25 protein-coding genes are annotated in these 25,847 nt (G+C 67.3%); 17 read left to right on the top strand and 8 right to left on the bottom strand.

The features are described from left to right. Window positions 1-132: 132 nt before the first annotated feature. From fabD to FGS76_RS07765, 11 genes are all read left to right on the top strand, one after another. Window positions 133-1,068, top strand: a complete 936-nt coding sequence (fabD, locus tag FGS76_RS07815; protein ID WP_138772066.1) for an ACP S-malonyltransferase — start codon at window positions 133-135, stop codon at window positions 1,066-1,068. 20 nt (window positions 1,069-1,088) lie between these two features. Continuing rightward, entirely contained in the window at window positions 1,089-1,823 is a 735-nt protein-coding gene (fabG, locus tag FGS76_RS07810) for a 3-oxoacyl-ACP reductase FabG (protein ID WP_138772065.1), read from the top strand. Between the two features lie 267 nt (window positions 1,824-2,090). Beyond that, the gene (gene acpP / locus FGS76_RS07805; RefSeq protein ID WP_008928079.1) at window positions 2,091-2,324 is read left to right on the top strand and encodes an acyl carrier protein; all 234 of its coding nucleotides are present in this window, start codon (window positions 2,091-2,093) and stop codon (window positions 2,322-2,324) included. A gap of 160 nt (window positions 2,325-2,484) precedes the next feature. After that, window positions 2,485-3,723: a beta-ketoacyl-ACP synthase II gene (fabF, locus tag FGS76_RS07800; protein WP_138772064.1), complete on the top strand. Its 1,239-nt coding sequence runs from the start codon at window positions 2,485-2,487 to the stop codon at window positions 3,721-3,723. Next, window positions 3,720-4,511 carry an aminodeoxychorismate lyase gene (gene pabC / locus FGS76_RS07795; protein WP_138772063.1) on the top strand — a complete coding sequence of 264 codons (792 nt, stop codon included), beginning with the start codon at window positions 3,720-3,722 and terminating at the stop codon, window positions 4,509-4,511. Before fabF ends, pabC begins: the two co-directional genes overlap by 4 nt. After that, window positions 4,511-5,569 carry an endolytic transglycosylase MltG gene (mltG, locus tag FGS76_RS07790; RefSeq protein WP_138772062.1) on the top strand — a complete coding sequence of 353 codons (1,059 nt, stop codon included), beginning with the start codon at window positions 4,511-4,513 and terminating at the stop codon, window positions 5,567-5,569. The genes pabC and mltG overlap by 1 nt, the downstream gene beginning before the upstream one ends. Then, window positions 5,566-6,192, top strand: a complete 627-nt coding sequence (gene tmk, locus FGS76_RS07785; protein ID WP_138772061.1) for a dTMP kinase — start codon at window positions 5,566-5,568, stop codon at window positions 6,190-6,192. Before mltG ends, tmk begins: the two co-directional genes overlap by 4 nt. Then, a complete protein-coding gene (locus tag FGS76_RS07780) occupies window positions 6,183-7,241 on the top strand; it encodes a DNA polymerase III subunit delta' (RefSeq protein WP_240692465.1) in 1,059 nt (352 codons plus the stop codon). Before tmk ends, FGS76_RS07780 begins: the two co-directional genes overlap by 10 nt. Before the next feature lie 126 nt (window positions 7,242-7,367). Then, a complete protein-coding gene (locus FGS76_RS07775) occupies window positions 7,368-7,715 on the top strand; it encodes a PilZ domain-containing protein (RefSeq protein WP_138772060.1) in 348 nt (115 codons plus the stop codon). Window positions 7,716-7,773: 58 nt separating this feature from the next. Next, window positions 7,774-8,571: a TatD family hydrolase gene (locus FGS76_RS07770; protein ID WP_138772059.1), complete on the top strand. Its 798-nt coding sequence runs from the start codon at window positions 7,774-7,776 to the stop codon at window positions 8,569-8,571. Next, window positions 8,568-9,926 carry a DNA recombination protein RmuC gene (locus FGS76_RS07765; RefSeq protein WP_240692464.1) on the top strand — a complete coding sequence of 453 codons (1,359 nt, stop codon included), beginning with the start codon at window positions 8,568-8,570 and terminating at the stop codon, window positions 9,924-9,926. The genes FGS76_RS07770 and FGS76_RS07765 overlap by 4 nt, the downstream gene beginning before the upstream one ends. Before the next feature lie 120 nt (window positions 9,927-10,046). On the opposite strand, the gene FGS76_RS07760 is transcribed toward FGS76_RS07765, so the two are convergent. The 3 genes from FGS76_RS07760 to FGS76_RS07750 form a co-directional block, all read right to left on the bottom strand. Then, window positions 10,047-10,586, bottom strand: coding sequence for a hypothetical protein (locus FGS76_RS07760; protein WP_138772058.1), 540 nt, complete (start codon window positions 10,584-10,586; stop codon window positions 10,047-10,049). Window positions 10,587-10,621: 35 nt separating this feature from the next. Beyond that, window positions 10,622-12,664, bottom strand: a complete 2,043-nt coding sequence (locus tag FGS76_RS07755) for a TonB-dependent receptor plug domain-containing protein (protein WP_138772057.1) — start codon at window positions 12,662-12,664, stop codon at window positions 10,622-10,624. Between the two features lie 120 nt (window positions 12,665-12,784). After that, window positions 12,785-13,129 (bottom strand): winged helix-turn-helix domain-containing protein, encoded by a 345-nt coding sequence (locus FGS76_RS07750; protein ID WP_138772056.1) that lies wholly within the window; start codon window positions 13,127-13,129, stop codon window positions 12,785-12,787. 205 nt (window positions 13,130-13,334) lie between these two features. Here FGS76_RS07750 and FGS76_RS07745 point away from each other — a divergent pair, with 205 nt between their 5' ends. Next, entirely contained in the window at window positions 13,335-14,972 is a 1,638-nt protein-coding gene (locus tag FGS76_RS07745; RefSeq protein WP_138772055.1) for an FMN-binding glutamate synthase family protein, read from the top strand. A gap of 39 nt (window positions 14,973-15,011) precedes the next feature. Here the strand turns inward: FGS76_RS07745 and FGS76_RS07740 are convergent, their stop codons facing one another. Then, entirely contained in the window at window positions 15,012-15,320 is a 309-nt protein-coding gene (locus FGS76_RS07740) for a hypothetical protein (protein ID WP_138772054.1), read from the bottom strand. Window positions 15,321-15,323: 3 nt separating this feature from the next. Further along, window positions 15,324-15,959, bottom strand: coding sequence for a hypothetical protein (locus tag FGS76_RS07735; RefSeq protein WP_138772053.1), 636 nt, complete (start codon window positions 15,957-15,959; stop codon window positions 15,324-15,326). A gap of 361 nt (window positions 15,960-16,320) precedes the next feature. Here FGS76_RS07735 and sodC point away from each other — a divergent pair, with 361 nt between their 5' ends. Together sodC and FGS76_RS07725 are read left to right on the top strand one after the other, a co-directional pair. Then, complete coding sequence (gene sodC, locus FGS76_RS07730) at window positions 16,321-16,848, top strand: superoxide dismutase family protein (protein WP_138772052.1); 528 nt, start codon at window positions 16,321-16,323, stop codon at window positions 16,846-16,848. 353 nt (window positions 16,849-17,201) lie between these two features. Then, window positions 17,202-18,842 (top strand): S1 family peptidase, encoded by a 1,641-nt coding sequence (locus tag FGS76_RS07725; RefSeq protein WP_138772051.1) that lies wholly within the window; start codon window positions 17,202-17,204, stop codon window positions 18,840-18,842. A gap of 281 nt (window positions 18,843-19,123) precedes the next feature. Here FGS76_RS07725 and FGS76_RS07720 read toward each other — a convergent pair whose 3' ends face one another. Both FGS76_RS07720 and FGS76_RS07715 read right to left on the bottom strand, forming a co-directional pair. Beyond that, the gene (locus FGS76_RS07720) at window positions 19,124-19,984 is read right to left on the bottom strand and encodes a hypothetical protein (protein ID WP_138772050.1); all 861 of its coding nucleotides are present in this window, start codon (window positions 19,982-19,984) and stop codon (window positions 19,124-19,126) included. A 9-nt stretch (window positions 19,985-19,993) separates the two neighbouring features. Next, window positions 19,994-21,103, bottom strand: a complete 1,110-nt coding sequence (locus tag FGS76_RS07715; RefSeq protein WP_138772049.1) for an aminotransferase class V-fold PLP-dependent enzyme — start codon at window positions 21,101-21,103, stop codon at window positions 19,994-19,996. 167 nt (window positions 21,104-21,270) lie between these two features. Here FGS76_RS07715 and FGS76_RS07710 point away from each other — a divergent pair, with 167 nt between their 5' ends. Together FGS76_RS07710 and FGS76_RS07705 are read left to right on the top strand one after the other, a co-directional pair. Continuing rightward, window positions 21,271-21,903, top strand: a complete 633-nt coding sequence (locus FGS76_RS07710; protein WP_138772048.1) for a TetR/AcrR family transcriptional regulator — start codon at window positions 21,271-21,273, stop codon at window positions 21,901-21,903. 7 nt (window positions 21,904-21,910) lie between these two features. Beyond that, window positions 21,911-22,471, top strand: coding sequence for a DUF1285 domain-containing protein (locus FGS76_RS07705; RefSeq protein ID WP_138772047.1), 561 nt, complete (start codon window positions 21,911-21,913; stop codon window positions 22,469-22,471). 42 nt (window positions 22,472-22,513) lie between these two features. Here FGS76_RS07705 and FGS76_RS07700 read toward each other — a convergent pair whose 3' ends face one another. Continuing rightward, window positions 22,514-23,353: an ion transporter gene (locus FGS76_RS07700; RefSeq protein ID WP_138772046.1), complete on the bottom strand. Its 840-nt coding sequence runs from the start codon at window positions 23,351-23,353 to the stop codon at window positions 22,514-22,516. A 292-nt stretch (window positions 23,354-23,645) separates the two neighbouring features. Here FGS76_RS07700 and FGS76_RS07695 point away from each other — a divergent pair, with 292 nt between their 5' ends. After that, window positions 23,646-25,688 (top strand): hypothetical protein, encoded by a 2,043-nt coding sequence (locus FGS76_RS07695; RefSeq protein ID WP_138772045.1) that lies wholly within the window; start codon window positions 23,646-23,648, stop codon window positions 25,686-25,688. The last annotated feature ends 159 nt before the right edge of the window (window positions 25,689-25,847 follow it).

The raw sequence follows: 25,847 nt of genomic DNA, 5'->3' as shown, positions 1-25,847 counted from the left end.
GGAGCGGAGCGGGGTGGGGCGTGCCGGGCGCGCCGATTAATACTTTGTTGCAGGCCGGTACCGGACAAGCCCGGCGCGGACGGGCATACTGCCGGCCACGAACGAACGGGCGAACACCGATAGAGGATCCCCATGTCGAAAACCGCATTTGTCTTTCCCGGCCAGGGCTCCCAGAGCCTCGCCATGCTGGCCGACTTCGCCGACCGCACCCCGGTGCGTCAGGCTTTTCAGGAAGCGTCCGGGGCGCTGGAACTGGATCTCTGGGAACTGGCCCAGAACGGTCCCGAGGAAGCCCTTAACCGCACCGAAAACACCCAGCCCCTGCTGCTCACCGCCGGCGTTGCCCTGTGGAAGCTGTGGGAGCAGGAAGGCGGCCCGCGCCCGGCGCTGCTGGCCGGCCACAGCCTGGGCGAGTACACCGCGCTGACCTGCGCCGGCGTGCTCAGCCTGGGCGACGCGGTGCGTCTGGTGCGCACCCGGGGCCAGTTGATGCAGCGGGCGGTGCCGGACGGCACCGGCAGCATGGCGGCGATCCTGGGCCTGGACGACGACCAGGTGCGCCAGGCCTGTGCCGATGCCGCCGACGATGAAGTGGTGGAGGCGGTGAACTTCAACGCCCCGGGCCAGGTGGTGATCGCCGGCCAGGCATCCGCCGTGGAGCGGGCGGTGGCCGCCTGCAAGGACGCCGGCGCCAAGCGTGCCCTGCCGTTGCCGGTGAGCGTGCCGTCCCATTGCGCGCTGATGAAGCCGGCGGCGGAGCAGCTCGCCGATTATCTGGCCAACACCAATTTCCACGCCCCGGAACTGCCGGTGATCAACAATGTGGACGTGGCCCGGGAAACCGACCCGGCGCGCATCCGCGAAGCGCTGATCCGCCAGCTGTATTCGCCGGTGCGCTGGGTGGAGACCGTGCAGGCGCTGGCCGCCGACGGCGTGACCACCCTGTATGAATGTGGCCCGGGCAAGGTGCTCAGTGGCCTGGCCAAGCGCATCGACCGCTCCCTGACCGCCAAACCGCTGGAAACCGACGCCGCCTTCCAGGCCGCGCTGGGCGGCGATCAGGTCTGATTGAAGACAAGGACACCGCTATGAGTGAAGAACGCAAGGTCGCCCTGGTCACCGGGGCCACCCGTGGCATCGGCCGCGCCATCGCCGAACAACTGGCCGACGCCGGCCTGTTCGTGGTGGGTACCGCCACCAGCGAGAAGGGCGCCACCACCATCGCCGAATATCTGGGCGAGCGTGGCACCGGCGTGGTCATGGACGTGGCCGACGACGGCTCCGTGGCCGATACCGTCAAGCACATCAACGAAGCCCACGGCGCGCCGCTGGTGCTGGTCAACAACGCCGGCATCACCCGCGACAATATCATGCTGCGCATGAAGGCGGACGAGTGGAGCGACGTGATCAACACCAACCTGAACTCCCTGTACCGGGTGTCCAAGGCGTGCCTCAAGGGCATGACCAAGGCGCGCTGGGGCAGGGTGATCAACATCAGTTCGGTGGTCGGCACCATGGGCAACGCCGGCCAGGCCAACTACGCCGCCGCCAAGGGTGGGGTGGAAGGCTTTACCCGGGCCCTGGCCCGGGAGCTGGGCTCGCGCAATATCACCGTTAACGCGGTGGCGCCGGGCTTTATCCAGACCGATATGACCGATGGCCTGCCGGAGGCCCAGCGTGAAACGCTGCTCGCCGGCATCCCCCTGGGGCGCCTGGGCGCGCCGGCGGAAGTGGCCAGCGCGGTGGCCTGGCTGGCCAGCGATGGTGGCGGTTATGTTACCGGCACCACGGTGCATGTGAACGGTGGTATGTTCACCGGCTGAGTAAAAACCGGTGATCGGCGGGACACGGCGGCCAAAAAACGCTATCGTGCCCCTATCCGGGCTAGGGGGCCTCTGAATAACTCCTTACGCACCCGGTTCGAAGCCCCACGGGGCGCGGGCCCGGGGGCGCGTTATTCAGAGGCCCTAACATTTGGAAACCTATCCGTGAAGGCGGGTATCGAGAGCGGCTTGCAAGCGCGTTTGGCGTTCACCTAGAATAGCCGCTCATAGGTGCTCGCACACCATCAACAGGAGAGTTATAACATCATGAGCAGCATCGAAGAACGGGTCCAGAAAATCATCGTCGAGCAACTCGGCGTTAAGCCGGAAGACGTGAAATCCGAAGCCTCCTTCGTCGAAGACCTGGGTGCCGATTCACTGGACACTGTTGAGCTGGTAATGGCCCTCGAAGAAGAGTTCGAGACCGAAATTCCCGACGAAGAAGCTGAAAAAATCAGCACCGTTCAAGCTGCCGTGGATTACATCAAGGCGCATAGCTGATACCGATCGCGGCCGACGAACAGACAGCCAGAAAACCGCAGGCTCATCGGGCTTGCGGTTTTTTTTCGGTTAGCGTTGCACCGTGCCACCGGCGCGGTGACGCGGTTACAGTGGGAATCGCGCCGCCGCGTGGCGCGCGTTCGAGTCGGGAGGAAATCAGGTGACACGACGTCGAGTAGTAATCACCGGTATGGGCATGTTGACGCCATTGGGCGGCGATGTGGCCAGTACCTGGGAAGGCATTCTGGCCGGTCGTAGCGGCATCCGCGCGATCGAGCATTTTGACACCGAGGCCTTCGCCACCAAATTCGCCGGCCTGGTGCCGGAGTTTCCGTTGGAGGACTACCTGTCCACCAAGGAAGCGCGCAAGATGGATCTGTTCGTGCAGTACGGCATGGTCGCCGCCATTCAGGCGATCCGTGATGCCGGGCTGGACATGGACAAGGAAAACGGCGAGCGCATCGGCGCCGCCATCGGTTCGGGCATCGGTGGCCTCACCAATATCGAGGAAAACCACCAGAAACTGATGGAGTCCGGCCCGCGCAAGCTGTCGCCGTTCTTCGTGCCCAGCACCATCATCAACATGATCGCCGGCAACCTGGCCATCATGTTCGGCCTCAAGGGCCCCAACTTCGCCACCGTCACCGCCTGCACCACCGGCACCCATAACATCGGCTTCGCCGCCCAGCAGATCCAGCTCGGCACCGCCGACGTGATGGTCGCCGGTGGCGCCGAGAAGGGCTCCACGCCGCTGGGCATGGGCGGCTTCGCCGCCGCCCGGGCGCTGTCCACCCGCAACGACGACCCGCAGGGCGCCAGCCGCCCCTGGGACCGGGACCGGGACGGCTTCGTACTGTCCGACGGCGCCGGTGCCCTGGTGCTGGAAGAGTACGAGCGGGCCAAGGCCCGGGGCGCCAATATCTATGGCGAACTGATCGGCTTTGGCATGAGCGACGACGCCTACCACATGACCGCCCCTTCCGAGGACGGTGCCGGCGCCGCCCTGTCCATGGGCAATGCGTTCCGCGACGCCGGGGTGGACCCGTCGCTGGTGGGTTATGTGAACGCCCACGCCACCTCCACCAAGGTGGGCGACCTGATCGAGATCCACGCGGTCAAGAAGGTGTTCGGCGACCACGCCACGAAACTGGCGATGAGCTCCACCAAGTCCATGGTCGGCCACCTGCTCGGCGCCGCCGGCGCGGTGGAAGCGATCTTCACCCTGCTGGCCATGCGTGATTCGGTGGCGCCGCCCACCATCAACCTGGATAACCCGGATGACGGTTGCGACCTGGATCTGGTGCCCAACCAGGCCCAGTCCCGGCCCATCGACATGGCGCTGTCCAACTCCTTCGGGTTCGGCGGCACCAACGGGTCCCTGCTGTTCCGCAAGGTGTGAACGGGCGGGTCGCCAGCGACGACCGGGGCCTCGCCTACGGCGATGGCCTGTTCGAGACCCTGCGGGTCTCCGCCGCCGGCACCACGCCGCTGTGGCCGCGCCACCGGGCGCGGCTGCTGGACGGCGCCGGGCGGCTCGGCATTCCGGTGGACCCGCCGGCACTGGAACGGTGTCTGGAGGGTGCCCTGGCCGACGCCAGCGGCGCCGGCGTGCTCAAGCTCACCCTGACCCGGGGCCCCGGTGGCCGGGGTTATCTGCCTCCCGAATCTCCCACGCCCACTTTGTTCGCCCGCCTCGGCGGCCTGCCGCCGTGGAGCGATGAGCAGCGTTCCCGGGGCGTGGTCCTGGGGGTTTGCGATACGCCCCTGGGCCTGGACCCGCTGGCCGGCTGCAAGCATCTCAACCGGCTGCCCCAGGTGCTGGGGCGCCGGGAGGTGGCGGCGCAAGGCTGGGACGAGGGCCTGATGCTGGACGAGTGGCGGCGGCCGGTGGAGGCCACCGCCATGAACCTGTTCGCCCTGTTCGGGAACACCCTGTGGACGCCGTCCCTGGAACGGGCCGGTGTGGCCGGGGTGGCCCGGGGCTGGCTGCTGGAGCAGGCGGCGGCGGCGGGCTGGTGCATTGATGTGCGTATGAGGCCGCTGTCACATCTGCGCGCCGCCGACGGGGTTTTTCTCAGCAACGCTGTTGTGGGTGTGCTGCCGGTGCGTAAACTGGCGCAATGGGTCTGGCCGGTGCCCGAGCCGGTACGACGATTTCAACGGGATCTGGATCTCCTCTTTCAATAATGCGCCGAAAAATTCGTATCTTCGGCCTGCTGGTACTGCTGGTTCTTATCGGCGTGCCACTGGCCGGTTTCTGGGTAAGCAGCTGGCTGCATCGCCCGCTGCCGATGAATGAACCGGTGGTGGTGAGCGTGGAGCGGGGGGCATCCTTCAGCGGCATGCTGGCCGACCTGCGTGGCCGTGGCCTGCTGGGCGACCCCGGCGAGGCCCGCCTGCGCCGCTGGGGCGCGCGCCTGTACGGCGCCTTCACCGACCTGGACGGTCGCCTGCACGTGGGCGAGTACCAGCTGGCCCCCGGCGACTCGCTGCTGACGCTGCTGGAAAAGATCGACCGGGGCGAGGTGCTGCAGCGCAGCGTCACCCTGGTGGAGGGCTGGAACTTCCGCGAATGGCGGGCGTTGCTGGCCAGCAAGGACGGCATCGAGCACACCCTGAACGATTTGAGCGGTGAGCAGATCATGGCCCGTCTGGGCCTGCCGGATACCCACCCGGAGGGCTGGTTCGCGCCGGAAACCTATTTCTATACCCGGGGCACCACCGACCTGGACCTGCTGCGCCGGGCTCTGGAACGCCAGCGCCGTCTGCTCGACGATGCCTGGCTGGCCCGGGACGACGATCTGCCCTACGACGACCCCTACCAGGCGCTGATCATGGCTTCCATCGTCGAGAAGGAAACCGCCGTGCCCGAGGAACGGGGCCGCATCGCCGGGGTGTTCGTCAACCGCCTGCGGCGGGGCATGCGCCTGCAAACCGATCCCACCGTGATTTATGGCATGGGCGAGGCCTACCAGGGCAATATCCGCCGTTCCGACCTGCGCCGGGCCACCCCCTACAACACCTATGTGATCAGCGGCCTGCCGCCCACGCCCATCGCCATGCCCGGGCGCGACTCGATTCTGGCGGCGGTGCGCCCGGCGCCCACCGAGGACCTGTTCTTCGTGGCCCGGGGCGATGGCAGCCACAAGTTTTCCCGGACCCTGGCCGAGCACCAAAAGGCGGTGCGGGAGTATCAGCTGCAACGCCGTTCCGACTACCGCTCGCGGCCGGAGCCGTCGCCGTGAGCGGCCGCTTTATCACCCTGGAAGGGGGCGAGGGCGCCGGCAAGAGCTCCAACCTGACCTGGCTGGCGGAGCGCCTGCGCGAGGCCGGCGTGCCGGTCACCGTGACCCGGGAACCCGGCGGCACCGAGCTGGCGGAACGGATCCGCGCGGTGCTGCTCGATCCCGGCGCCGAGACCATGGCCGACGGCACCGAGCTGCTGCTGGTGTTCGCCGCCCGGGCCCAGCATCTGGAAGCGCTGATCCGGCCGGCCCTGGAGCGGGGCGACTGGGTACTGTGCGACCGGTTCATGGACGCCACCTGGGCCTACCAGGGCGCCGGGCGCGGCTTCGACCCGTCCGCCATCGCGGCACTGGAGTCCATGGTGCTGCGTGGCCTGAGCCCGGATCGCACCCTGTTGTTCGATGTGCCGGTGGCCCAGGGCATGGCCCGGGCCGGCAAGCGCTCACGGCCGGACCGCATCGAGCGGGAGGCGCACGCCTTCTTTGAACGGGTGCGGCAATGCTACCTTGAACGGGCGGCGGCGGAACCGGAGCGGTTCCGTGTGATCGACGCCGGCGCCGGACTGGAAGCGGTGCGCGCCGAACTGGACACTCACCTTCAGGAGATGCTGCGGTGGCGGTAGGTTCATCCGCGAAGCGGGCGCCGATCCAGGTGCCCTGTCCCTGGCACCGGGAGCCCATGCAGCGGCTGCTGGATCAGCACGCCCAGGGGCGCCTGCCCCATGCGCTGCTGTTCGCCGGCGCCGCCGGCATCGGCAAATTCCGGCTCGCCCAGGCCCTGGCCCAGGCGCTGCTGTGCGAACGGCCCGCCGCCGGCCTGGCCTGCGGCGAGTGCGACGGCTGCCACCTGAGCGTGGCCGGCACCCACCCGGATTTCCAGACCCTGGCGCCGGAGCCCGGGTCCAACACCATCAAGATCGACCAGGTGCGGCGGCTGCTGGAATTCGCTGGCCGCACCGCCCAGTACGGCGGCGCCCGGGTGGCGCTGATCGCGCCGGCGGAGGGGCTCAACCGCAGCGCCCAGAACGCCCTGCTGAAGACCCTGGAGGAGCCCGGCGAAGGGCTGGTGCTGCTTCTGGTCAGCGACCAGCCGAGCCTGTTGCTGCCCACCATCCGCAGCCGCTGCCAGCAGCGGCATTTGCCGCTGCCGCCGGGGGACCAGGCCCTGGCCTGGCTGACACCGCAAACCGGCGAGCGCGAGGCGGCGGCGTTGCTGGCCGCCGCCCAGGGGGCGCCGCTGCGGGCCCTGGGGCTGCAGGACGCGGACTGGTTCGCGGCCCGTGAGCAACTGGCCGGGCAACTGGTGGCGGTGGCCCGGGGCCGCGCCTCGCCGGCCCAGGCCGGGCAGGTGCTGGCCCGCCAGGACCCGCGGGTGATGGCCGGTGTGCTGTACGGCTGGCTGGCCCGGGCGGCGGTATTGGCGGCGCTTTCAGAGGAGGGCGGTGAAGAGGGTGGCGAGGCCGATCCGGCCACCGTTACCGACCCCAAGGTGGAACCGCTGTTGCGGGAACTGGCCGGCCAGGTACCGCCGATCCGGCTGCTGGCCGCCGCCCGCCGGGTGATGGAGGGGCGCCGCCAGTTGCTGGCCGGCGCCAACCCCAACAAGGAATTGCTGATGGAGCAGTGGCTGCTGATTCTGGTGGGCGTTGACGCCTCCGCCAGCGGCTTCTAATCTGCTCAAGTCGCTCCCATGGGAAAGCGTGTTTTTGTAGGAGCGGCTTCAGCCGCGATAAAAATTGGCGCCAAGGCGACGATACGATAAATAGCCAATAATGGCGCCCGTACGGGGGAGACACTCATGAAAATGCCCGGGGGCCGCAGCGGCATCCTGTCGCTGAGCATCAAGGACAAGGCCGCGCTGTATTCCGCCTATATGCCGTTTATTACCAACGGCGGCCTGTTCATACCCACCGACAAGGACTATCAGCTGGGCGAGGAGATCTTTCTGCTGCTCAACGTGATGGACGAACCGGACAAGATCCCGGTGGCCGGCAAGGTGGTCTGGATCACTCCCCAGGGCGCCCAGGGCAACCGCACCGCCGGCATCGGCGTGCAATTCTCCGACCAGGACGACACCGCCCGCCGCACCATCGAGAACCACCTGGCCGGGGCGCTGCAGTCCGACCGGCCGACCCACTCCATGTAAGGCCAGAGCGTGTAGAATAGGGCGTTTCTCGAAGTCCGCAGCGGAGAGACGCAACCCCATGTCCGACACCCCCCTCCATCTGGTGGATTCCCACTGTCATCTGGACCGGCTCAACCTGGACGCCTACGACGGCGACTTCCAGGCGATGATGGCGGCCACCCGCGCCGACGGCATCGGTCACATGCTGTGCATCGGCGTGGACCTGGAAACCTTTCCACGCGTGCGCGCCCTGGCGGAAGCCCATGACGACGTGCACGCCACCGTGGGCGTCCACCCCCTGTACAAGGATTCCCGGGAGCCGGACGCCGACGAACTGGTGCGGCTGGCGGACCATCCCCGGGTGGTGGCCATCGGCGAAACCGGGCTGGATTATTTCTACGCCAAGGAACAGCGTGAATGGCAGCAACGGCGCTTCGTGGCCCATATCCAGGCGGCCCGCCGCACCGGCCTGCCGCTGGTGATCCATACCCGGGGCGCCAAGGAGGACACCCTGGCGCTGGTCCGTGAACATGGCGACGGCCAGGTGCGCGGTGTGCTGCACTGCTTTACCGAGGACACCGACATGGCCGAGCAGGCCATCGCCATGGGCTTCTATATTTCGATCTCCGGTATCGTCACCTTCCGCAACGCGGAGGCCCTGCGCGACACCGTGCGCGCGCTGCCCCTGGAGCGTCTGCTGATCGAAACCGATTCGCCCTGGCTGGCGCCGGTGCCGTTCCGTGGCAAGCCCAACGAGCCACGCCACGTGGCCCGGGTGGCGGAGTGCGTGGCGGAACTGAAGGGGCTGCCGGTGGCGGAGGTGGCGCGGGTGACCCGCGATAATTTCTTTGCGTTGTTCAATAAGGCGGTGGCATGAACGGTCTCGGCGATCCGATGCAATTGGCGTTGGCGGTGACCCTGGCGGTGGTGATCACCGCCCTGGTGGCGCTGCTGATCACCCGGGCGCCGCTCAATCGGCTGAGCCGGGAGCGGGACCAGGCGCGCCACGACGGCGAGGCCCGCGGCCGGGAGCTGGCCCGGGAACAGGAACGCGCCGCCGCCCTGGAGGGGCAGCTGCACGAGGCCCAGAGCCAGTACGCCCAGGCCCGCGCCGACAAGGCCCGTCTGGAGGAGCGGCTGGCCGGCCAGCAGGACAAGCTGGCGTTTCTGGAGCAAAGCCGGGAACAGCTCAAGCAGGAATTCGAGAACCTGTCGGCGAAGATTTTCGAACACCGCAGCAAGCAGTTCGAGGAGAAGAACCGGCAGGGGCTGGACACGCTGCTTAACCCTTTCCGCGAGCAGCTGGCCGAATTCCGCCGCCGGGTGGACCAGATTCACAGCGACGACACCCGCGCCCAGGCGGCCATGACCGAACAGCTGCAGCATCTCAAGAGTCTCAACCAGCAGATGCATGTGGACGCCCGCAACCTGACCCAGGCGCTCAAGGGCCAGGTGAAAACCCAGGGCAACTGGGGCGAGATGATCCTGGAACGGGTGCTGGAGAGCTCCGGGCTCACCAAGGGCCGGGAATACGACACCCAGGTGGCGCTGAAAAGCGAGGACGGCGGCCGCCGGTTGCCGGACGCCATCGTCCATCTGCCCGAGGACAAGGACGTGGTGATCGACGCCAAGGTGTCGCTGGTGGCCTACGAGCGCCTGGTCAGCGCCGAGGACGAGGACGTTCGCCGGGAAGCCCGCGAGCAGCATCTGCAATCCCTGCGCGCCCATATCAAGGGTCTCAACATCAAGGACTACGGCAACCTGGAAGGGGTGCGCAGCCTGGACTTCGTGCTGCTGTTCATCCCCGTGGAAGGCGCCTTCATGACCGCCATGGAAGCGGACCCGGGGCTTTATACCGAAGCCTATGAGCGCAATATCGTGCTGGTCAGCCCGACCACGCTGCTGGTGACCCTGCGCACCATCCAGAACATCTGGCGCTACGAATACCAGAACCGCAATGCCCTGGACATCGCCAACCGGGCGGGGCTGATCTGCGACCAGATCACCCGCCTCAGCGAGTCCCTGGCGGACGTGGGCGACAAGATCGACCGCGCCCATGACTCCTGGGAAACCGCCTACAAGCGCCTCACCGAAGGGCGCGGCAACCTGCTCGGCCAGGCCCACAAGCTCCACGAACTGGGCGCCAAGGCCCGCCGGGCGCTGCCGCCCAAAGTGGACGACGAAGACGGCGAGGAGCGCGCCGAAGACTTCCCCGAATCCGACGACGATTAGGCCGCCCCGAGGGTGGGGGGTGTGGGGTTGTAGGAGCGACTTCAGTCGCGATGCCGATGGCACGGCCATGATCGCGACTGAAGCGGAATGCCGCCCAGTCGCTCCTACGTAGCTGACCCATCAGCGCGGCTCCGGTTGCACCAGCACCCGCACCCGCTGGCGGGTGCCGCCGCTCAGTTGCAGCACATAGTCCCGATCCGCGTCCAAGGAATAGGCCACGAACTTGCGCAGCGCATCGCATTGATGGCGGCCGCCGAAATCCTTGGAGGGCACCAGGGCGCCGTCCTGGTCCACCAGATCCACCCAGCTGGCGTCGTCGATATAGGCGCGATAGGGGCCGGCCTGGTCGGTGTGGAACACAAAGGCGCCGGCGTAGGCGCCGTCCGCCGGGGTATGGCGCCCGGGTTCGGCGGTGAAGGCAAAGCCTTCCTGCGGCGACAGGGCGGCGCGGTAAGCGATGCCGGTGTCGATGCGCGCCGGGCCCGCGCCCTCCGCGCCGCCGGGCTCGGGCAGGGAGGACGCGGTGAGCCGTTTGATAGCGGCCTGTTCCGGGGCCGCGTAGGTGGCGCAGCCGCTGCCTTCCCGGGCCTCCATGGCCGGTGCGGCCAGCGGCAGGGCCAGCAGCGTCAGGGCGGCGGCGTAACGGGGAAAGAACGTCATGGTGATCTCCTGAATGACCGTTTGGAGCACGCTGCTCAGTAGCGCCAGCGCACCTTGGTGAAATAAGTGCGGCCCGGTTCGTAGTAGCCCTCGTCGTAGGCGTAGAGCTTGTCGCCCAGGTTGTCCACGCCCGCTTCCAGCTGCCATTGCGGCAGCGGCCGCCAGGCGGCCTTGAGGCCGGTGGTGACGAAACCGGCGGTTTGCCGCGTGCCGTCGCTGTCGTTGTAGCGGCCGCTGTCGGCGCGGGCGCTGCCGGTGAACGTCCAGGTGTCGCCCAGGAACCAGCTCAGGTAGGTGAAGCCGCTGTGGCGCGGGGTATCCAGAGCACGCAGGTCCGGGTCGGACCGGTTGTCCCGGTGCAGGTAGGTGTAGTTGAGGTGGTATTGCCAGGCGTGGCCCAGGTTCACGGTCAGCTCCGCCTCGGCGCCCCGCAGCACCGACTCCGCCACGTTCCGCAATTGCGAGCAGGGCGGCGAGGTGCACAGGCCGTTGTCGATGGCGATGCTTTGGATGCTGTCGTCGATCTCGTTGCGGAACACCGCGGCGCCCCAATGCAGCGGCGTCCCGGTACCCACCAGCAGGTCCCCGGCCAGGCCGGCTTCCACGCCGGTGCTGGTTTCCGCGTCCAGATCCGGGTTCGGCAGCGCCGAGCCCATGCGGAATGAGTAGCGGTCCTTGATGGTCGGGTAACGGCTGCGTTTGGAGGCGATCAGGCGGCCTTTCAGGTGGTCGTTGAAGGCAAACAGCGCACCGGCCTGCAGGTTGACCGCCGAAGTGGACGCCAGCTCGAACGGCTCGATGGTGCCGTTGACCAGATTGTCGGCCTGCTCGCCGCGCAGCAGGTCATAGCTGATGCCGGCCAGCAGCGTCAGCCGGTCGGTGGCGGCAAAGCGGTCCTCCACGCCCACTGACACGGTGCGGTCCTCAAAGCGCTGCTCCGGCTCGCCCAGGTCGCCCACTTCGCGGTGAACGTCGGTTTTGTAGTGCACCGCCAGGCGCGGATCGTGGCGCTCGAACAGGTCGGTGCCCAGTTCCACGCTGCCGCCCCAGGAGTAGTCGTCGTAGGTGCTGTGGAAAGCGTAGGGCCGGTTCATGGTGCCGTAGGTGGCGTCGTCGTAGGAGCGCAGCGAATTCTCGAAGCTGTCGTGGTAGAGCCGCAGCCTGGCCCGCAGATGTTCATGCAGCCGGGTGTTGGCATTGAAGTAGAAGCTTTCCTTGTCGTAGCGGGGCCACTGCCAGAAACGCACCCGGGTGTTGGCATCGTCACCGGCGTAGGGCGGGGTCTGCTTTTCGCCGTCCTGTTTGTAGTAGCTGAACACGTATTCGTCGGCGGCGTTGGGGGTAAAGCCCAGGCGCAATGACAGTTTGCGGTCGGTGTATTGCGAATTCTCGCGGCGGCCGCCGTCCTCGTTGGCGGTGGGCGCGAAGTCACCGGCCAGCGGGAAATAATCCTGATCGCGGATCGAGCCGCCCACCTGGGCGTACCAGCGGCCCTGATTGGTGCCCACATTGGCGTAGCTGTCCCAGGCACTGCGAGAGAAGCGATCGTCGAAGCTCATGCCGTAGCCGGCTTCCGCCTCGGTGCCCCGGCGTGGCCGGCGGCCGACCACGTTAATGGCGCCGCCCAGGGTGTTGGGGCCGGCCAGCAGCGAGGTGTAGCCCTTGCTCACCGAGATTTCCGCCACGTCGTAGGTGGTCAGACGAGACAGATCGATGTTGCCGTCATAGGGCACGTACACCGGAATCCCGTCGATGAACAGCGGCACCTGGCGGGAATCGAAGCCGCGCACATTGATCAGACGCTCACCGCGACCGCCCATCATCACGGTATTGACGCCGGGCAGCAGCTCCAGCGCCTGGGAGACATCGGTGCGGTTGAAGCGGCGCATATCTTCATCGGTGACCGTGGATTGGGTACTGGTCTGGTTGATGTCGATGGCGTCCCCTTGCACCACCACCGGTTCCAGAACGCCCAGTTCGAAGCGGTCACCGATGTCGGAGTCGGGCTCGGCATGGGCTGGCAGACAAAGTGAAACCACCGGCAGACAAAGGGTCGCCGGAAAAAGAAGCGCTTTCATGGAAAAAACTCTCTGGCTGACGAACGAATGGCCCGACTGTTAAATTTCGTTATGCACGGCAGGATATAGCGGTGGTCGAAGAAAAGCCAGTGGGCGTGACCGGCGGGTTTCGCCGAGCGCTCAGTTCAGTTCGTTCTCCAGACTTTTTTCGAAGTCGTCGGCCAGATCGCGCAGGGCCTGTTCCATTTCCCGGTAACGCTGGCGGATGCGCCGGCCGGCCTCGGTGACCTCGGCGCCGCCGCCGTGCTTGCCGCCGGGCGCGGAATGCACCAGCGGCTCCCGGAAGCAGCGGTTCATGGTGTCCACCAGCAGCCAGGCACGCCGGTAGCTCATGCCCAGTTCGCGGGCCGCCGCGGAGATCGAACCGGTGCTTTCAATGGCGTCCAGCAGTTGCGCCTTGCCGGGGCCGAAGGCGATATCGTCGTCGCGCATCAGACGGGCGCGCAGTTTAATATAGTTGGCCATGAACGTTGGGGTCCGCCTCGGTAAAGCCCGAGTGTAGTGCACCGAGGGGCCGCTGACACGGCGGCGCGGCGTTTACCAGCCTTTACTTTTTGGGCGCGGCGGGTGGGCCGCTTTTGCGCTAGGCTCGGGCGGACCCGTCAACAAACTTGATGGGTGTTTCGGAAACACGGAGTTTTTAAGAAACAGAAAGGGGAGCAAGGCGCTCATGAGTACTACCGCACCGGTGCGTTTCGGGGCTTTGGTTCTGGTTTGGCTGTGCACGGCGGTGGCCGTGGCGGCGGTGTGGCGATGGTCGGCATCCCCTTGGGCCTGGGCGGCCCTGGCGGTGTTCGGCGTGTTGGGCCTGCGCGGCCTCTGGGACCTGATCCAGCGCCGTCACAGCCTGCTGCGCAATTACCCCTTGCTGGCCCACTTTCGCTGGTTCTTTGAATTCCTGCGCCCGTTCCTGCGCCAGTACATCGTCGAGAACGACCGGGAGGGCCGCCCCTATAACCGGGACATGCGCTCGCTGATCTACCAACGGGCCAAGGACCAGGTGGACGTGAAGCCGTTCGGCACCGACCTGGACGCCTACGACGCGGAGTTCCAGGTGCTGGCCCATTCCATGGCGCCGCGCCCGAAAGCGGACGGGGACTTCCGCGTGGAAGTGGGCGGCGCCGCCTGCAAGAAACCCTACCGGGCGGCGCTGCTGAACGTGTCGGCGATGAGCTTCGGTTCGTTGAGCGCGCCGGCCATCGAGGCACTCAACCTGGGCGCCCGCCAGGGCGGTTTCTATCACGACACCGGCGAGGGTGGCATCAGCCCCTACCACCGCCGCCACGGCGGCGACCTGGTGTGGGAGATCGGCAGCGGCTACTTCGGTTGCCGGGACCAGGACGGCCGCTTCGACCGGGGGCTGTTCCGCGAGCAGGCCACCCTGGACCAGGTGAAGATGATCGAGATCAAGCTCAGCCAGGGCGCCAAGCCCGGCCACGGCGGTGTGCTGCCGGCGGCCAAGATCACCCGGGAGATCGCCGATACCCGCAAGATTCCCCTGAACCAGGACTGCCGCTCCCCGGCCTGGCACAGAGCTTTTTCCACGCCCCGGGAACTGCTCCAGTTCGCCGCCTCCCTGCGAGAGGATTCCGGCGGCAAACCGGTGGGCGTGAAACTGTGCGTGGGCCACCCCTGGGAGGTGCTGGCGCTGTGCAAGGCGATGCTGGATTCCGGCATCGAGCTGGACTACATCGTGGTGGACGGCACCGAGGGCGGCACCGGCGCGGCGCCGGAGGAGTTCTCCGACCATCTCGGGCTGCCGCTGCGCGAGGGGCTGCTGATGGTGCGCAATGCGCTGGTCGGCACCGGCCTGCGTTCGCGGGTACGGCTGGCCGCCAGCGGCAAGGTGTACAGCGCCTATACGCTGGCCGCCAATATGGCGCTGGGCGCGGACTGGTGCAACGCGGCGCGGGCCTTCATGCTCAGCCTCGGCTGCGTGCAGACCAAAAGCTGCCATAACGACCGTTGCCCCACCGGCGTGGCCACCCAGAACCCCAGCCGCCAGCGCGCCCTGGTGGTGGCCGACAAGGCGCCCCGGGTGGCCAACTTCCAGCGCCACACCATGGAACATCTGGCCGACATCATCTCGGCGGCGGGGCTGGACCACCCCGGCGAGTTGCTGCCCCGCCACCTGATGCACCGGCGCGGTACCACTGAACTGGTGACCCTGGACAAGATGTACGATTTCCTGGAACCGAACGTGCTGCTGGAGGCGCCGGACGACACCGTCTACGGCGAATGGTGGCACGCCGCCGACCCGGACAGCTTCCGGCCGCGCCAGCCGGTGGGGCCGGTCCACCACAAGTGATACCGGTGATATGGGGGGATGAGTGAGCGTGCGCGCCGCTCAGACGCCCCAGTCCAGCCCCAGCCGCGCCCGGCCGTGCAGCGCGATCAGCAGCGCCAGCCACAGCAGACTGGCCGCCACCACCAGCCACAGGGGCCCGTGGCGCGGCGGCAAACGCACGAACGACAGGCCGATCAGCAGCATGGTGAGAGCGGCGGTGATGCCGTGCAGCAGCACCAGCCACCGCCACGGCAATGACGAGGCCGGCAACCAGCGCAGGCTCAGGTTGGCCGCCAGCAGCATCATCACCAGAGGATAGAGGCCGGGGGCAGGGCGGCGGGGCGCGGGCCGCCGTTGCGGTGGCTGCATGGCTCAGGCCCCGATCAGGTAAAAGGCGGTGAAGTCGGCGACCCAGACGATTTCCACCAGGGCCCAGTAGCCGCCGGCCAGGCGCAGCCGGGTGAGGCGCCGCTCGCCATCGCCGCCGGTCAGGGCCGGCAGCATCGTGGCCAGGGCGATCAACACGAATACCCCGTGCAGCACCGCCACCAGGTGGTGGAAATGGAAGAAGCGCAGCGCCTCCAGCGGGTGCGGCCCGTCGTAGCCGAACGGCTGTCCAAGAGGCAGCACGCCGCCCTGATATTCCAGATAACCCTCCCAGCCCCGTGCCGCCAGAAACCCCAGGCCCAGCATCAATGTCAGTAACATGCCGCCGGTGGCGGAGGCGCCGCGTTCGGCGGCCCCGGCGGCGCGGGTCAGGGTCCAACCGGCGCTGATCAACAGGGCACCGCCCAGCACCGCGGGCCGCCAGTGCAGCTCAGCGGCGGCGGCGGCGAACACCGCCGGGGTCTGGCGGTAGTGCAGGGCGAAGGCCAGCAGCAGGGACGCGAACAGCAGGGTGCCGAAAAACAGGTACAGGCCGAGGCGGACCCGGTCGGCATCGAACAGCCGGTGCAACCCGCCCATATCGTGGGTAACGAGCATGGTATGCCGGTGGCGGGCGGTCATGCCGGCCCCGGTCGCCAAGGCGAAAAGGGAATGGTCGCGGCCGCGATGGCCATGGTGCCTCCTGCCACGGCCTGCCATGGCCCGCTGAGCGGGTCGGCGCCGTGCTGTCGTTCCTCGTCCTTTCGGTCCCTGGTTTTGAGATTAGGCCTGGCCGGCGGCGCTCACAAGCCCGCGCCACGGCGCTTTGGGCGGAAAAAGGGCGCCTTCGCCAAGGCCGGCGGGACCCGCGCCGGAACGTAAAGAACTACAAAAAATGCCGGCGTGCCGGTTTAGCACTGGCGTAACCGGCGAGCGGCGCGTTACAAAGGGGGGAGCCTTGGGAAAAGGCGCCGATTCTTATTCTCAGCAAGGAGCGACATAAATGCGTATTCACCAACGTTTTGCCCTGGGTCTGATCGCGGCCGCCGTGGCCGGCACCACCCAGGCGGACATCAGTATTCCCATGCACGCCGTCAGCGCGGACGGTGTTGGCGAGTCGATGGGCCAGGTCACGGTTTCCGAAAGTGAGTATGGACTGGTGTTCACTCCGCAATTGAAAGGCCTGGAGCAGGGCGTGCACGGTTTCCACGTACACCAGAACGCTTCCTGCGAGCCGGCGGAGAAGGACGGCAAGATGACCGCCGCGGCCGCCGCCGGCGGGCACTATGATCCGGAGAACAGCGGCCACCACGGCACCCCCTGGGGCGATGGCCACCTGGGTGACCTGCCGGCGCTGTACGTGGACGCCGACGGCACGGCCACCTTGCCGGTGCTGGCGCCGCGCCTGGAGATGGATGATCTGGAAGGCCGCGCGGTGATGATCCACGCCGGCGGTGACAACTACTCCGACCAGCCCAAGCCATTGGGCGGCGGTGGCGCGCGCATGGCCTGCGGCGTGGTTCCCAAGTAAGCCTTTCTCCCGACTCCTCCCCCCGCACCACGGTCGCGCCCTGCCGGCGCGGCCGCTTCCGCGCCCATTACCCCTGCCTTTCGCCGAGTATCCCACCCGGGCGGTCCTGACCCGCTTTGGCAGGGCTTTATCCGGACGTTGGTACTATTTACCTATAAAACACGTTTACATCGTCTTTTAGTAAGACGATTTGCATATTTTGCCAAATTTTGCTGTGAACCAAACACGGAACGGGCGGGAAATGTATCACAAATACGATTAAAGTATGACGTTATGTAAGCCGTGAGTATGGCTTTCACCTTCGACCCACCGCTAGTATTCGCACCACTACGAATATATGGGTAGATGGGATCATGCTTCGTCATTCAATTGTATTACTGGTATTGCTGCTGAATTGTTATGCGGGTGCCGCGCTGGCGACCGACGCCAAACCCCGCATCATTGGCGGTGAGGACGCGCCCAGCGCGCCTTCCTGGATGGTGGAGGTGCGTCGCAGCCTGTCCGGCAACCCCAATTACGCCGGCACCCGCTGCGGTGGCGCCCTGGTGGCGCCGCGCTGGGTGCTCACCGCCGCCCATTGCGTGCGCGACGACAACGGCACCTTCGACCCGGGCACCCTGTTCGCGGCCCTCGGCCATGTGAACCGGTTCGCCACCCCGGAAGAGACCATCGCGGTGCGCGCCGTGCACGTGCACGACGGCTACCGCTCCGACATTTACCGCAACGATCTGGCCCTGCTTGAGCTGGAGTCTCCGTCCGCCCAGGCGGCGGTGGATCTGGCCAAGTCAGCGGAGATGCAGCGACTGCACCGGGGCAATGCGGACGAGGCCCTGCGTGCCCTGGGCTGGGGGCAGACCGAAAGCGGTTCCATGTCCACCCTGTTGCAGCAGGTGGATCTGGATTACGTGCCGCTGTCCAGCTGTAGCGGCTACTGGAACAACCTGGGCAGCGGCCAACTGTGCGCCGGTGAGATGAACCCGGTGGCGGGCGTGGACCAGGACACCTGCCGGGGCGACAGCGGCGGGCCGCTGATCTATCGCACCGCCGATGGCCTGTGGCTGGCCGGCATCACCAGTTATGGCGCCCGTCAGTGCGCCTCCGGGGTGCCGGCGGTATACACCCGCGTCAGCGCCTACCTGGACTGGATCGAACGCACTTCCGCCGGCGCCATGGTGGACCTGGAAAGTACCACCGAGGGTGAGGCCCACTACGCCAGCCCCGGCCAGACGCTGACCCTGAGCACCCGCATCAGCAATAAGAGCGTGGTCAACGAAGCCCGGGCGGTGGGCCTGCGCATCTACCACCAGGGCGACCTGGCGGTATGGGCCGACGACCTGCAGTGCCAGGACCAGGGCGAGTACACCCTGTGTCAGGGCTGGAACTCCCTGGGCACCGGCGCCACCGGCGATATGCACCAGGTGCGGCTGTCCAGCCGCAGCGGCGGCACCGTGGCCGGCCTGGCGCGGATCGTGCCGGTCAGCGACGAGCACGACTATTACACCGCCAATGAAGAGCGCTACAGCCTGGTGTTCTCCGATCAGCCGAACCTGACCCTGGATGCCACGGCGGTGCGTTCCAACGGTACCGTGCGGGTTACCGCCACGGTGCGCAATCTGGCCGACCACCGGGATGCCCGTAACGCCTGGGTGGAGTTCCAACTGCCCGGCGGCTGGGACTGGGAAACGCTGCCGGAAGGTTGCGTGGCCAGCGTGCCGGTGCGCTGCGCGCTCGGCGATCTGCCGCGCGGCGGCTCGGCGGCCCGTACCCTGGTGCTGACCGGCTCCGGTGATGGCCGGGTGTTCATGAACGCCGGCAACGCCGACGGCGACTTCCCCTCCGGTGACACCAATGCGTTCGTGATGCCGTCGCGGGCCGGCACGGAAAGCGCCCGCAGCGAAGCGTCCTCCGGCGGCGGTGGCGGTGGTGGCGGCGGTGCCGCGGGTCTCTGGCTGGCGCTGGTACTGGCGGGGCTGGGGATGCTGCGTCGTCGGTGATCGGGTTGATCGCGGCTGAAGCCGCTCCTACAAGCCACACCTCCGTAGGAGCGGCTTCAGCCGCGATAGAAGTTCAGAATACGAAGTCGTCTCGTGTAGGAGCGGCTTCAGCCGCGATCAGAAGCGCAGAATACGAAGTCGTCTCGTGTAGGAGCGGCTTCAGCCGCGACCAGAAGCGCAGTCTACGAAGTCGTCTCGTGTAGGAGCGGCTTCAGCCGCGACCAGAAGCGCAGAATACGAAGTCGTCTTTTGTAGGAGCGGCTTCAGCCGCGATCAGAAGTTCAGTCCACCACAACCAAATGCTGCCGGCGCTGCTCAGGGGTGAGCGCGCCGGCATTGCCTTTCCAGGGCACCGCGCCAAAGCCCACCGGCACCGATTGCAGCAGGTAGGGCGCCTTGATCACGTCGAAGTAGGGGGAATGGTCGAAGTCGGCGGCGTGGAACACCCGTGGCTGCAGCCGCATCAGACGCCCGCCGCTTTGCACCTTGTCGCGCCCGTCGCCAGGTCCGTCGCTGTTCTCCGGCTGTTTCACCAGGGGGTGCACCGGGAACTGGATAAAGGCGAACGCCTCGCCGGCGGTGGTGCCGGTGATGGCGCGCAGCAGGTCGTTGGCCCAGCGGTTCAGCAGCCGCCGGCGCCGGCGGGTGGACAGCAGACGCCAGGGGATCAGCCACAGCATCAGCAGGGTGCTCCAGCCATGCTGGGTGCCGGTACCGAGCCGGCTGATGGCGAAGCGCAGGGCGTCCTGGCGCTCCTCGGCGGACAGATTCTGGGCCCGGCAGACGCGCAGATGCACGCCGTGCAGGTTGCTCAGGTCGCGCACCCACAGCCCCCGTTCCAGGCTGGCGTCGAGCACCAGCTGGGTGTCCGGGCCGCAGGGCAGGTAGTCGGCCAGCAGCGCGCGCAGGGCCGGGTCGGCCACCTCATGGGGGCGGCCCACATACAGCAGGGCGCGGGAAAAGCGGCTGCCGGTGAGCACCTTGAGCCGGTGGTCCAGGGCGCTTTCGCCGTCCATCAGCAGCACGTCACAGGGGCGCAACAGGGCGCGCTGGCTTTCCAGGTCGCCCAGCGGCCATTCGCCCTGCTCGGGCTGACGCTGCAACCGCTCGCAGAGCCATTGGTAGAATCGTGGTGAACGCATGCGGCGATCCTACAGCAGAGCCAGAGCGCGATCCATGACCGAATAGTCAGTATAGAAGTGGGGCGACAGGCGCACGCCGCCGCCGCGCTCGGCGCACACCACGCCGCCGGCGTGCAACCGGGCCCGGGTGTCGGTGGGCGCTTCGCCGGGCATTCGGAAGGTGACGATGCCGGCGCGCCGGGCCGGGTCCGCCGGGCTCAGCAGTTCCGCGCCACGCGCCGTCAGGCCCCGGTACAGATGGTCCACCCGGGCCGCCAGGGCCGCTTCCACCTCGTCCATGCCCAGTTCATCGAACAAAGACAGCGAGGCGTCCAGGGCATGGGTGGCCAGCATATTGGGGCTGCCGCACTCAAAGCGGGTGGCGTCGGCGGCCACCTGCCAGTCCTTGCGGGTGTAGTCGCCGGCATCGGCGATCATGTGCCAGCCGAACTGCCGCAGGGTCAGTTGATCGCGTACCGCCGGGCGGCAATGGAACAGGGCCAGCCCCTCCGGACCGAGCATCCATTTGTGGCCGTCGGCGACCACGAAATCGGCGCAGCAGGCGCCGGCGTCGAACGCCACCGCGCCCAGGCTCTGGATCGCGTCCACGCAGAACAGCACGCCTCGCTCGCGGCAGGCGCGGCCGATGGGCGCCAGATCCAGGCGGATGCCGCTGCCGTACTGCACCGACGACAGGGACACCAGCCGGGTGCCTTCGCCGATGGCGTCGATGACCCGCTGTTCGGCGCCCTCGCCACTGACGTCCACTTCCACTACGTCCACGCCCCGGTCGGCCAGGGCCTGCCAGGGAATGCGGTTGGATGGAAATTCCTGGTCGCTGATCAGCACCCGGTCGCCGGGCCGCCAGTCCAGGCCCTGGGCGATCACCGACAGACCCTCGGAGGTGTTCTTCAGCAGCGCCACCTCGGTGGGCTCCACGTTGATCAGCCGCGCCAGCCGCTGGCGCAGGCGTGCTTCCACTTCCAGCCAGCGCGGATAATCCCGGGCCCCCAGATGAATGTTCTGGTCGGCGAACGCCACCACCGCGTCGCGGGTTCGGCGCGGCCACGGGGCCACCGCCGCGTGGTTCAGATACAGCACGTCATCCTGGAGGGGGAATTCCGCTTTGAGATCGACCATCAGAGGCTCCTTGAGTATGATCCGGCCGGGCGCCGACCAGCTCGGCGATGCCCGCCGAAGGGCGGGGCCCTGTCCGATTGTAACGGCCGTGGCGGGGGCGTGCAGGACCCTGGGTTGTGATAGGGTAACGATAACCGCCCCCGGAGGGCGGGAATGAGGAGAGGTCGATGGGAGATCTGGAAAAAGCGACGCGCAAGGCTCGGGAATTCCGCCAGCGGGAGCAGGAAATTCTCGACGCCGCTCTGGCGTTGTTTCTGGAGCAGGGGGAAGACCGGGTCACGGTGGAAATGATCGCCGACCGGGTGGGCATCGGCAAAGGCACCATCTATAAGCACTTCGAAACCAAGAACGAAATCTACCTGTTGTTGATGCTCCGCTATGAGGAGGATCTGGCGGAGGTCTTCAACAGCATCCACGGCAGCCACGACAAGGAAGCGCTGGCCCGGGAATACTTCCGCTTCCGGATCGGCGACCCGGCCCGTTACCAGCTGTTCGACCGCCTGGAAAACAAGGTGATCAAGGACCACGCGGTACCGGACCTGGTGGACAAGCTGCACCGCATCCGTGAGGCCAACTTCAATCAGCTGACCCACATTGTCGAGGCGCGCATCCAGGAAGGTTCCCTGGAGGACGTGCCGCCCATGTATCACATCTGCGCGGCCTGGGCCCTGGCCCACGGCGCCGTGGCGCTGATGCAGTCGCCGTTCTATCAGCGGCTGATCGACGACAAGCCCGACTTCCTCGACTTCCTGGTGGAAATCGGCATCCGCATGGGCAACAAGGGTCAGCGCGGAAAATAGGGACATCATGAGCAAAGCCGAGGAACTGCTGGCGCTGCTGGAAAAGGCGGAACAGGACGAACAGGGTCTGCCGCCGGTGCACAAATGGAACCCGGAGCGCCGCGACGACATCGACATGCGCATCGCCAGCGATGGCACCTGGTATTACCAGAACTCGCCCATCGAACGGCACCGCATGGTGAAGCTGTTCTCCACCATTCTGTTGCGCGAGGGCGACGACTATTTTCTGGTCACGCCGGTGGAAAAGCTGCGCATCCAGGTGGACGACGCCCCGTTCGTGGCCACCGAGGTGGAAACGGTGAGCGGCGACGGCGCCGATAAGCTGGTGTTCACCACCAACGTGGACGCCCATGTGGTGGCCGGCCCCCGCCACCCGCTGCGGGTGGAAACCGACCCGGACAGCGGCGAGCCGCGCCCCTACCTGCACGTGCGTGACAACCTGGAAGCCCTGGTGGCCCGCAACGTGTTCTACCGTCTGGTGGATCTTGCGCGGCGGGAGGAAGCCGACGGCCACACCCGCATGGTGGTGGATTCCGACGGCGAGACCTTCGAATTGGGTCGCCTCTGAGCAAGGCGGGAGCGCGGCCGAACGACCGCGATGGTTTCGCCGCTAGGAACCCTGCGGCGCTTCCGGACGGGGCAGGCCGGTGCCGCACTGCTTGCAGAAACGGGCGTCCGGATCGTGGTCGTGGCGGTGGCAGTTCGGGCATTCCCGCTCATAGCGTTTGACCATGTGCGCCCGTGACATCTCGGCGGAGACGATGCCGGTGGGCACGGCGATGATGGCGTAGCCGGTGATCATCGCCAGGGAGGCCACCGCCTGACCGAACGGGGTTTGCGGTGAAATATCGCCATAGCCCACCGTCGTAATGGTAACGATGGCCCAATAGATGCTGCGTGGAATGCTGGTGAAACCGTTGGCCGGCCCCTCCACCACGTACATCAGGCTGCCGAAGATAATAATCACCACCACCACCGCGAACATGAACACGCCGATCTTGCGTCGGGTGCGCACCAGGGTGCTGCCCAGTTGGTTGGCCTCGTCCATCAGCTGGGCCAGCTTGAGCACCCGGAACACGCGCAGCACCCGCAGGGCGCGGATGGTCAGCAGGTAGTTGGCGCCGGGCAGCAGCAGGCTCAGGTAGGTGGGAATCACCGACACCAGATCCACCACCCCATAGAAGCTGCGGGCATAGCGCAGCGGCCGGTCGCTGACCCACAGGCGAATCATGTATTCCAGGGTGAACAGCACGGTGAACGCCCATTCCGCCGCGTACAGCAGGGTGCCGTGGCGCTGGTGAATGGACTGCACGCTATCCAGGGTCACCGCCACCACGCTGGCGATGATGGCGAGAATCAGCAGCTGGTCGAACCGGCGCCCGGCGCGGGTGTCGGTGCCGAAAATAATGTGGCGCCAGCGGTCTCGGAGACTGGCATAGCGAGTGTTCATAGCCGTCCTTACCAGGTCGCGCTGGAGAATGGGGCCTAACGGAGCGCGCCTATTCTGGCCTGTTCGGGACGCTGTTGCCACTTGGCCCGCGCCGGCGCGGAAAATGCCGCCCTCGGTAAACAAAGGTTGCCGGCGGGCCGGCGCGGATAACATTCGATACCCCCGGCAACGCTTCATTACACAGCCGCAACCGCGTTGTTCTACAGCCCTTTGCACCGCCCTTACATAGTCGCTCAATACGCATCCCTCATCGGGGGGCGATAACGACGAGAATATGACGGAGGGGTAAACCTTGGATACCGACATCAAGAAATTGATCGGCGGCGGCGTACTGGCGTTGTTGCTTACCGCCTGTGGCGGCGGGGGCGGCGGCGGTGGTGGCGACAGCGCCGGCACACCGACACCGTCCACCCGTGAACTGCCCCAGGAAATGGCGGCGGTGGTGGATCAAAGCAACGAATTCACCAATGAGTTCTGCCCCGAGACCAGCGGCGGCCAGGCCCCCGGCGCCAGCGTCGACCCGGCCGCCTGCGTGGGTGAAGCGCAGGCGCTGGACAGCGGCGCGCCGGACCCCACCAGCGTGGTGGCGCAGTTCTGCCCGGTGGCCGCCGGGTCCTTCGACCTGGCTGGCCTGTTCGATCCCACCGCCTTCCTGGATAACCTGCAGGACCCGCAGGCGCTGCTCACCGATGGTCCCTTGACCTTCCCGCTGGCCTGCCTGCAGGAATCCGCCGGCAATCTGGGCCAGTTGCAGGACCTGATCGGCGGCAGCAACCCGATCACCGAACAGCTGTGTCCGCAAGCGGCGGCGGCGGGGAGCTTTGACCCGGCCACCTGTCTGTCGGAAATCGCCGGCGGCGCCGGTGGCGGCCTGCCGCAATTTCCCGGCACCGGTGGTGGCGGCGCGCCCTCCATTCCCGGCGCGGACGGCTTCTGCCCGACCACCTCCGGCGGCGAGTTCGGCCCCACCACGGTGATCGACTGTCTCAACGAGATCACCCGGGTGTACGTGACCATCGTCGACCAGATCCGCACCCCCAACCCGATCAGCGAGGCGGTGTGCCCGCTGGAACACGCCAGTGGTCTGGTGGACCCGGTGGCCTGCCTCAAGGAAGGGCTGGCCGGCACCGGCCTGCCGGCCCTGCCGGGGCTGGGTGATCTGCCCGGTCTGCCCGGTGGCGGTGGTGGCGAAGGCCCGGGCGTGCCGCCGGAACTGGGCGATGCCCTGGGCGCGATCTGCCCGGACGCGCTGGCCGGCGAAATCGGCCCGACCACGCCCATCGACTGTCTCACCGAAGCCGGTGGCAACCTGGGTGGCCTGACCGATCTGTTCGGCGAGCTGGGCGGCGGCAATCCGCTTACCGACGCCCTGTGCCCGGCGGCCTCCGGCGCCGGCAGCCTGGACCCGGCGGCCTGCCTCACCGAAGCGCTGGCGAAACTGCCCGCCGGCGGTGGCGGCGGTACCCCGCAGATTCCTGGCAGCGGCGTGCTGCTGGATCAGATCTGTCCGGACGCGGCTGCCGGTGAGCTGGGCCCGACCACGCCCATCGCCTGCCTCAGCGAACTGGGCAGTGGCTTCGGCGGCCTGGAAGACCTGCTCGGCGTGGTCGGCGGCGACAACCCGCTGTTCGACCAGCTGTGCCCAGTGGCCTCCGAGGGCGGCGACGCCGACCCGGCGGCCTGTTTCATGGAAGCGTTGCAAGGGCTGCCCGGCGCGCTGCCGCTGCCCGGTGGTTCCGGTGGCGGCGGCGACCTGCCCGGCGCCGACCAGCTGCTCGGCCAGCTGTGCCCGACCACCGCCGAGGGCGAAGTCGGCCCGACCACGCCCATCGACTGCCTCACCGAGGCCGGCGGCAACCTGGGTGGCCTGACCGATCTGCTCGGCGGCCTGGGCGGCAGCAACCCGCTCACCGACGCGCTCTGCCCGGCGGCCTCCGGCACCGGCAGCCTGGACCCGGCGGCCTGCATCACCGAAGCCCTGGGTAACCTGCCCGGCGCCCCGGGTGGCGATGGCGGCGTGCCGGAAATCCCCGGCCTCGGCGATGGCCTGGCGCAGATCTGCCCGAACGCGGCGGAAGCGGGCTTGAGCCCGACCCTGCCGCTCATCTGTCTGATGGAGGTGGGCGGTAATTTCGGCCAGCTCCAGGACCTGCTGGGTGGCCTGGGCGGCGGTCTCGGTGGCGGTGAAGGCGGCGCCGAGCCGGTGACCGCCGAGCTGTGCCCGGAAGCGGGCGCCGGTGGGCTGAGCCCGACCCTGCCGTTGGAATGTCTGCTGGAAGCGGGGCAGAACCTGCCTGACCTGCTCACCGGCCTGCTCGGTGGCCTGGCGCCCTGACGCTGGTGGTTTAAAAAGGTGTGGTAACAAAAAGCCCCGGCCTTGGCCGGGGCTTTTTTTGTCCATCGCGCTTTGGCGGGAAATCCATGTCGGCCCGTTTCGCCGGGCCGGTGCCGGCGGTCGTTGTAGGCGATCGTTGTAGATACCGTCTCTCCTATC

The sequence above is a fragment of the Alloalcanivorax gelatiniphagus genome (assembly GCF_005938655.1).
Taxonomy (GTDB): Bacteria; Pseudomonadota; Gammaproteobacteria; order Pseudomonadales; family Alcanivoracaceae; genus Alloalcanivorax; species Alloalcanivorax gelatiniphagus.
The sequence above is the reverse complement of the archived record's forward strand: the minus strand, read 5'-3'. Positions and strand labels throughout refer to the sequence as shown.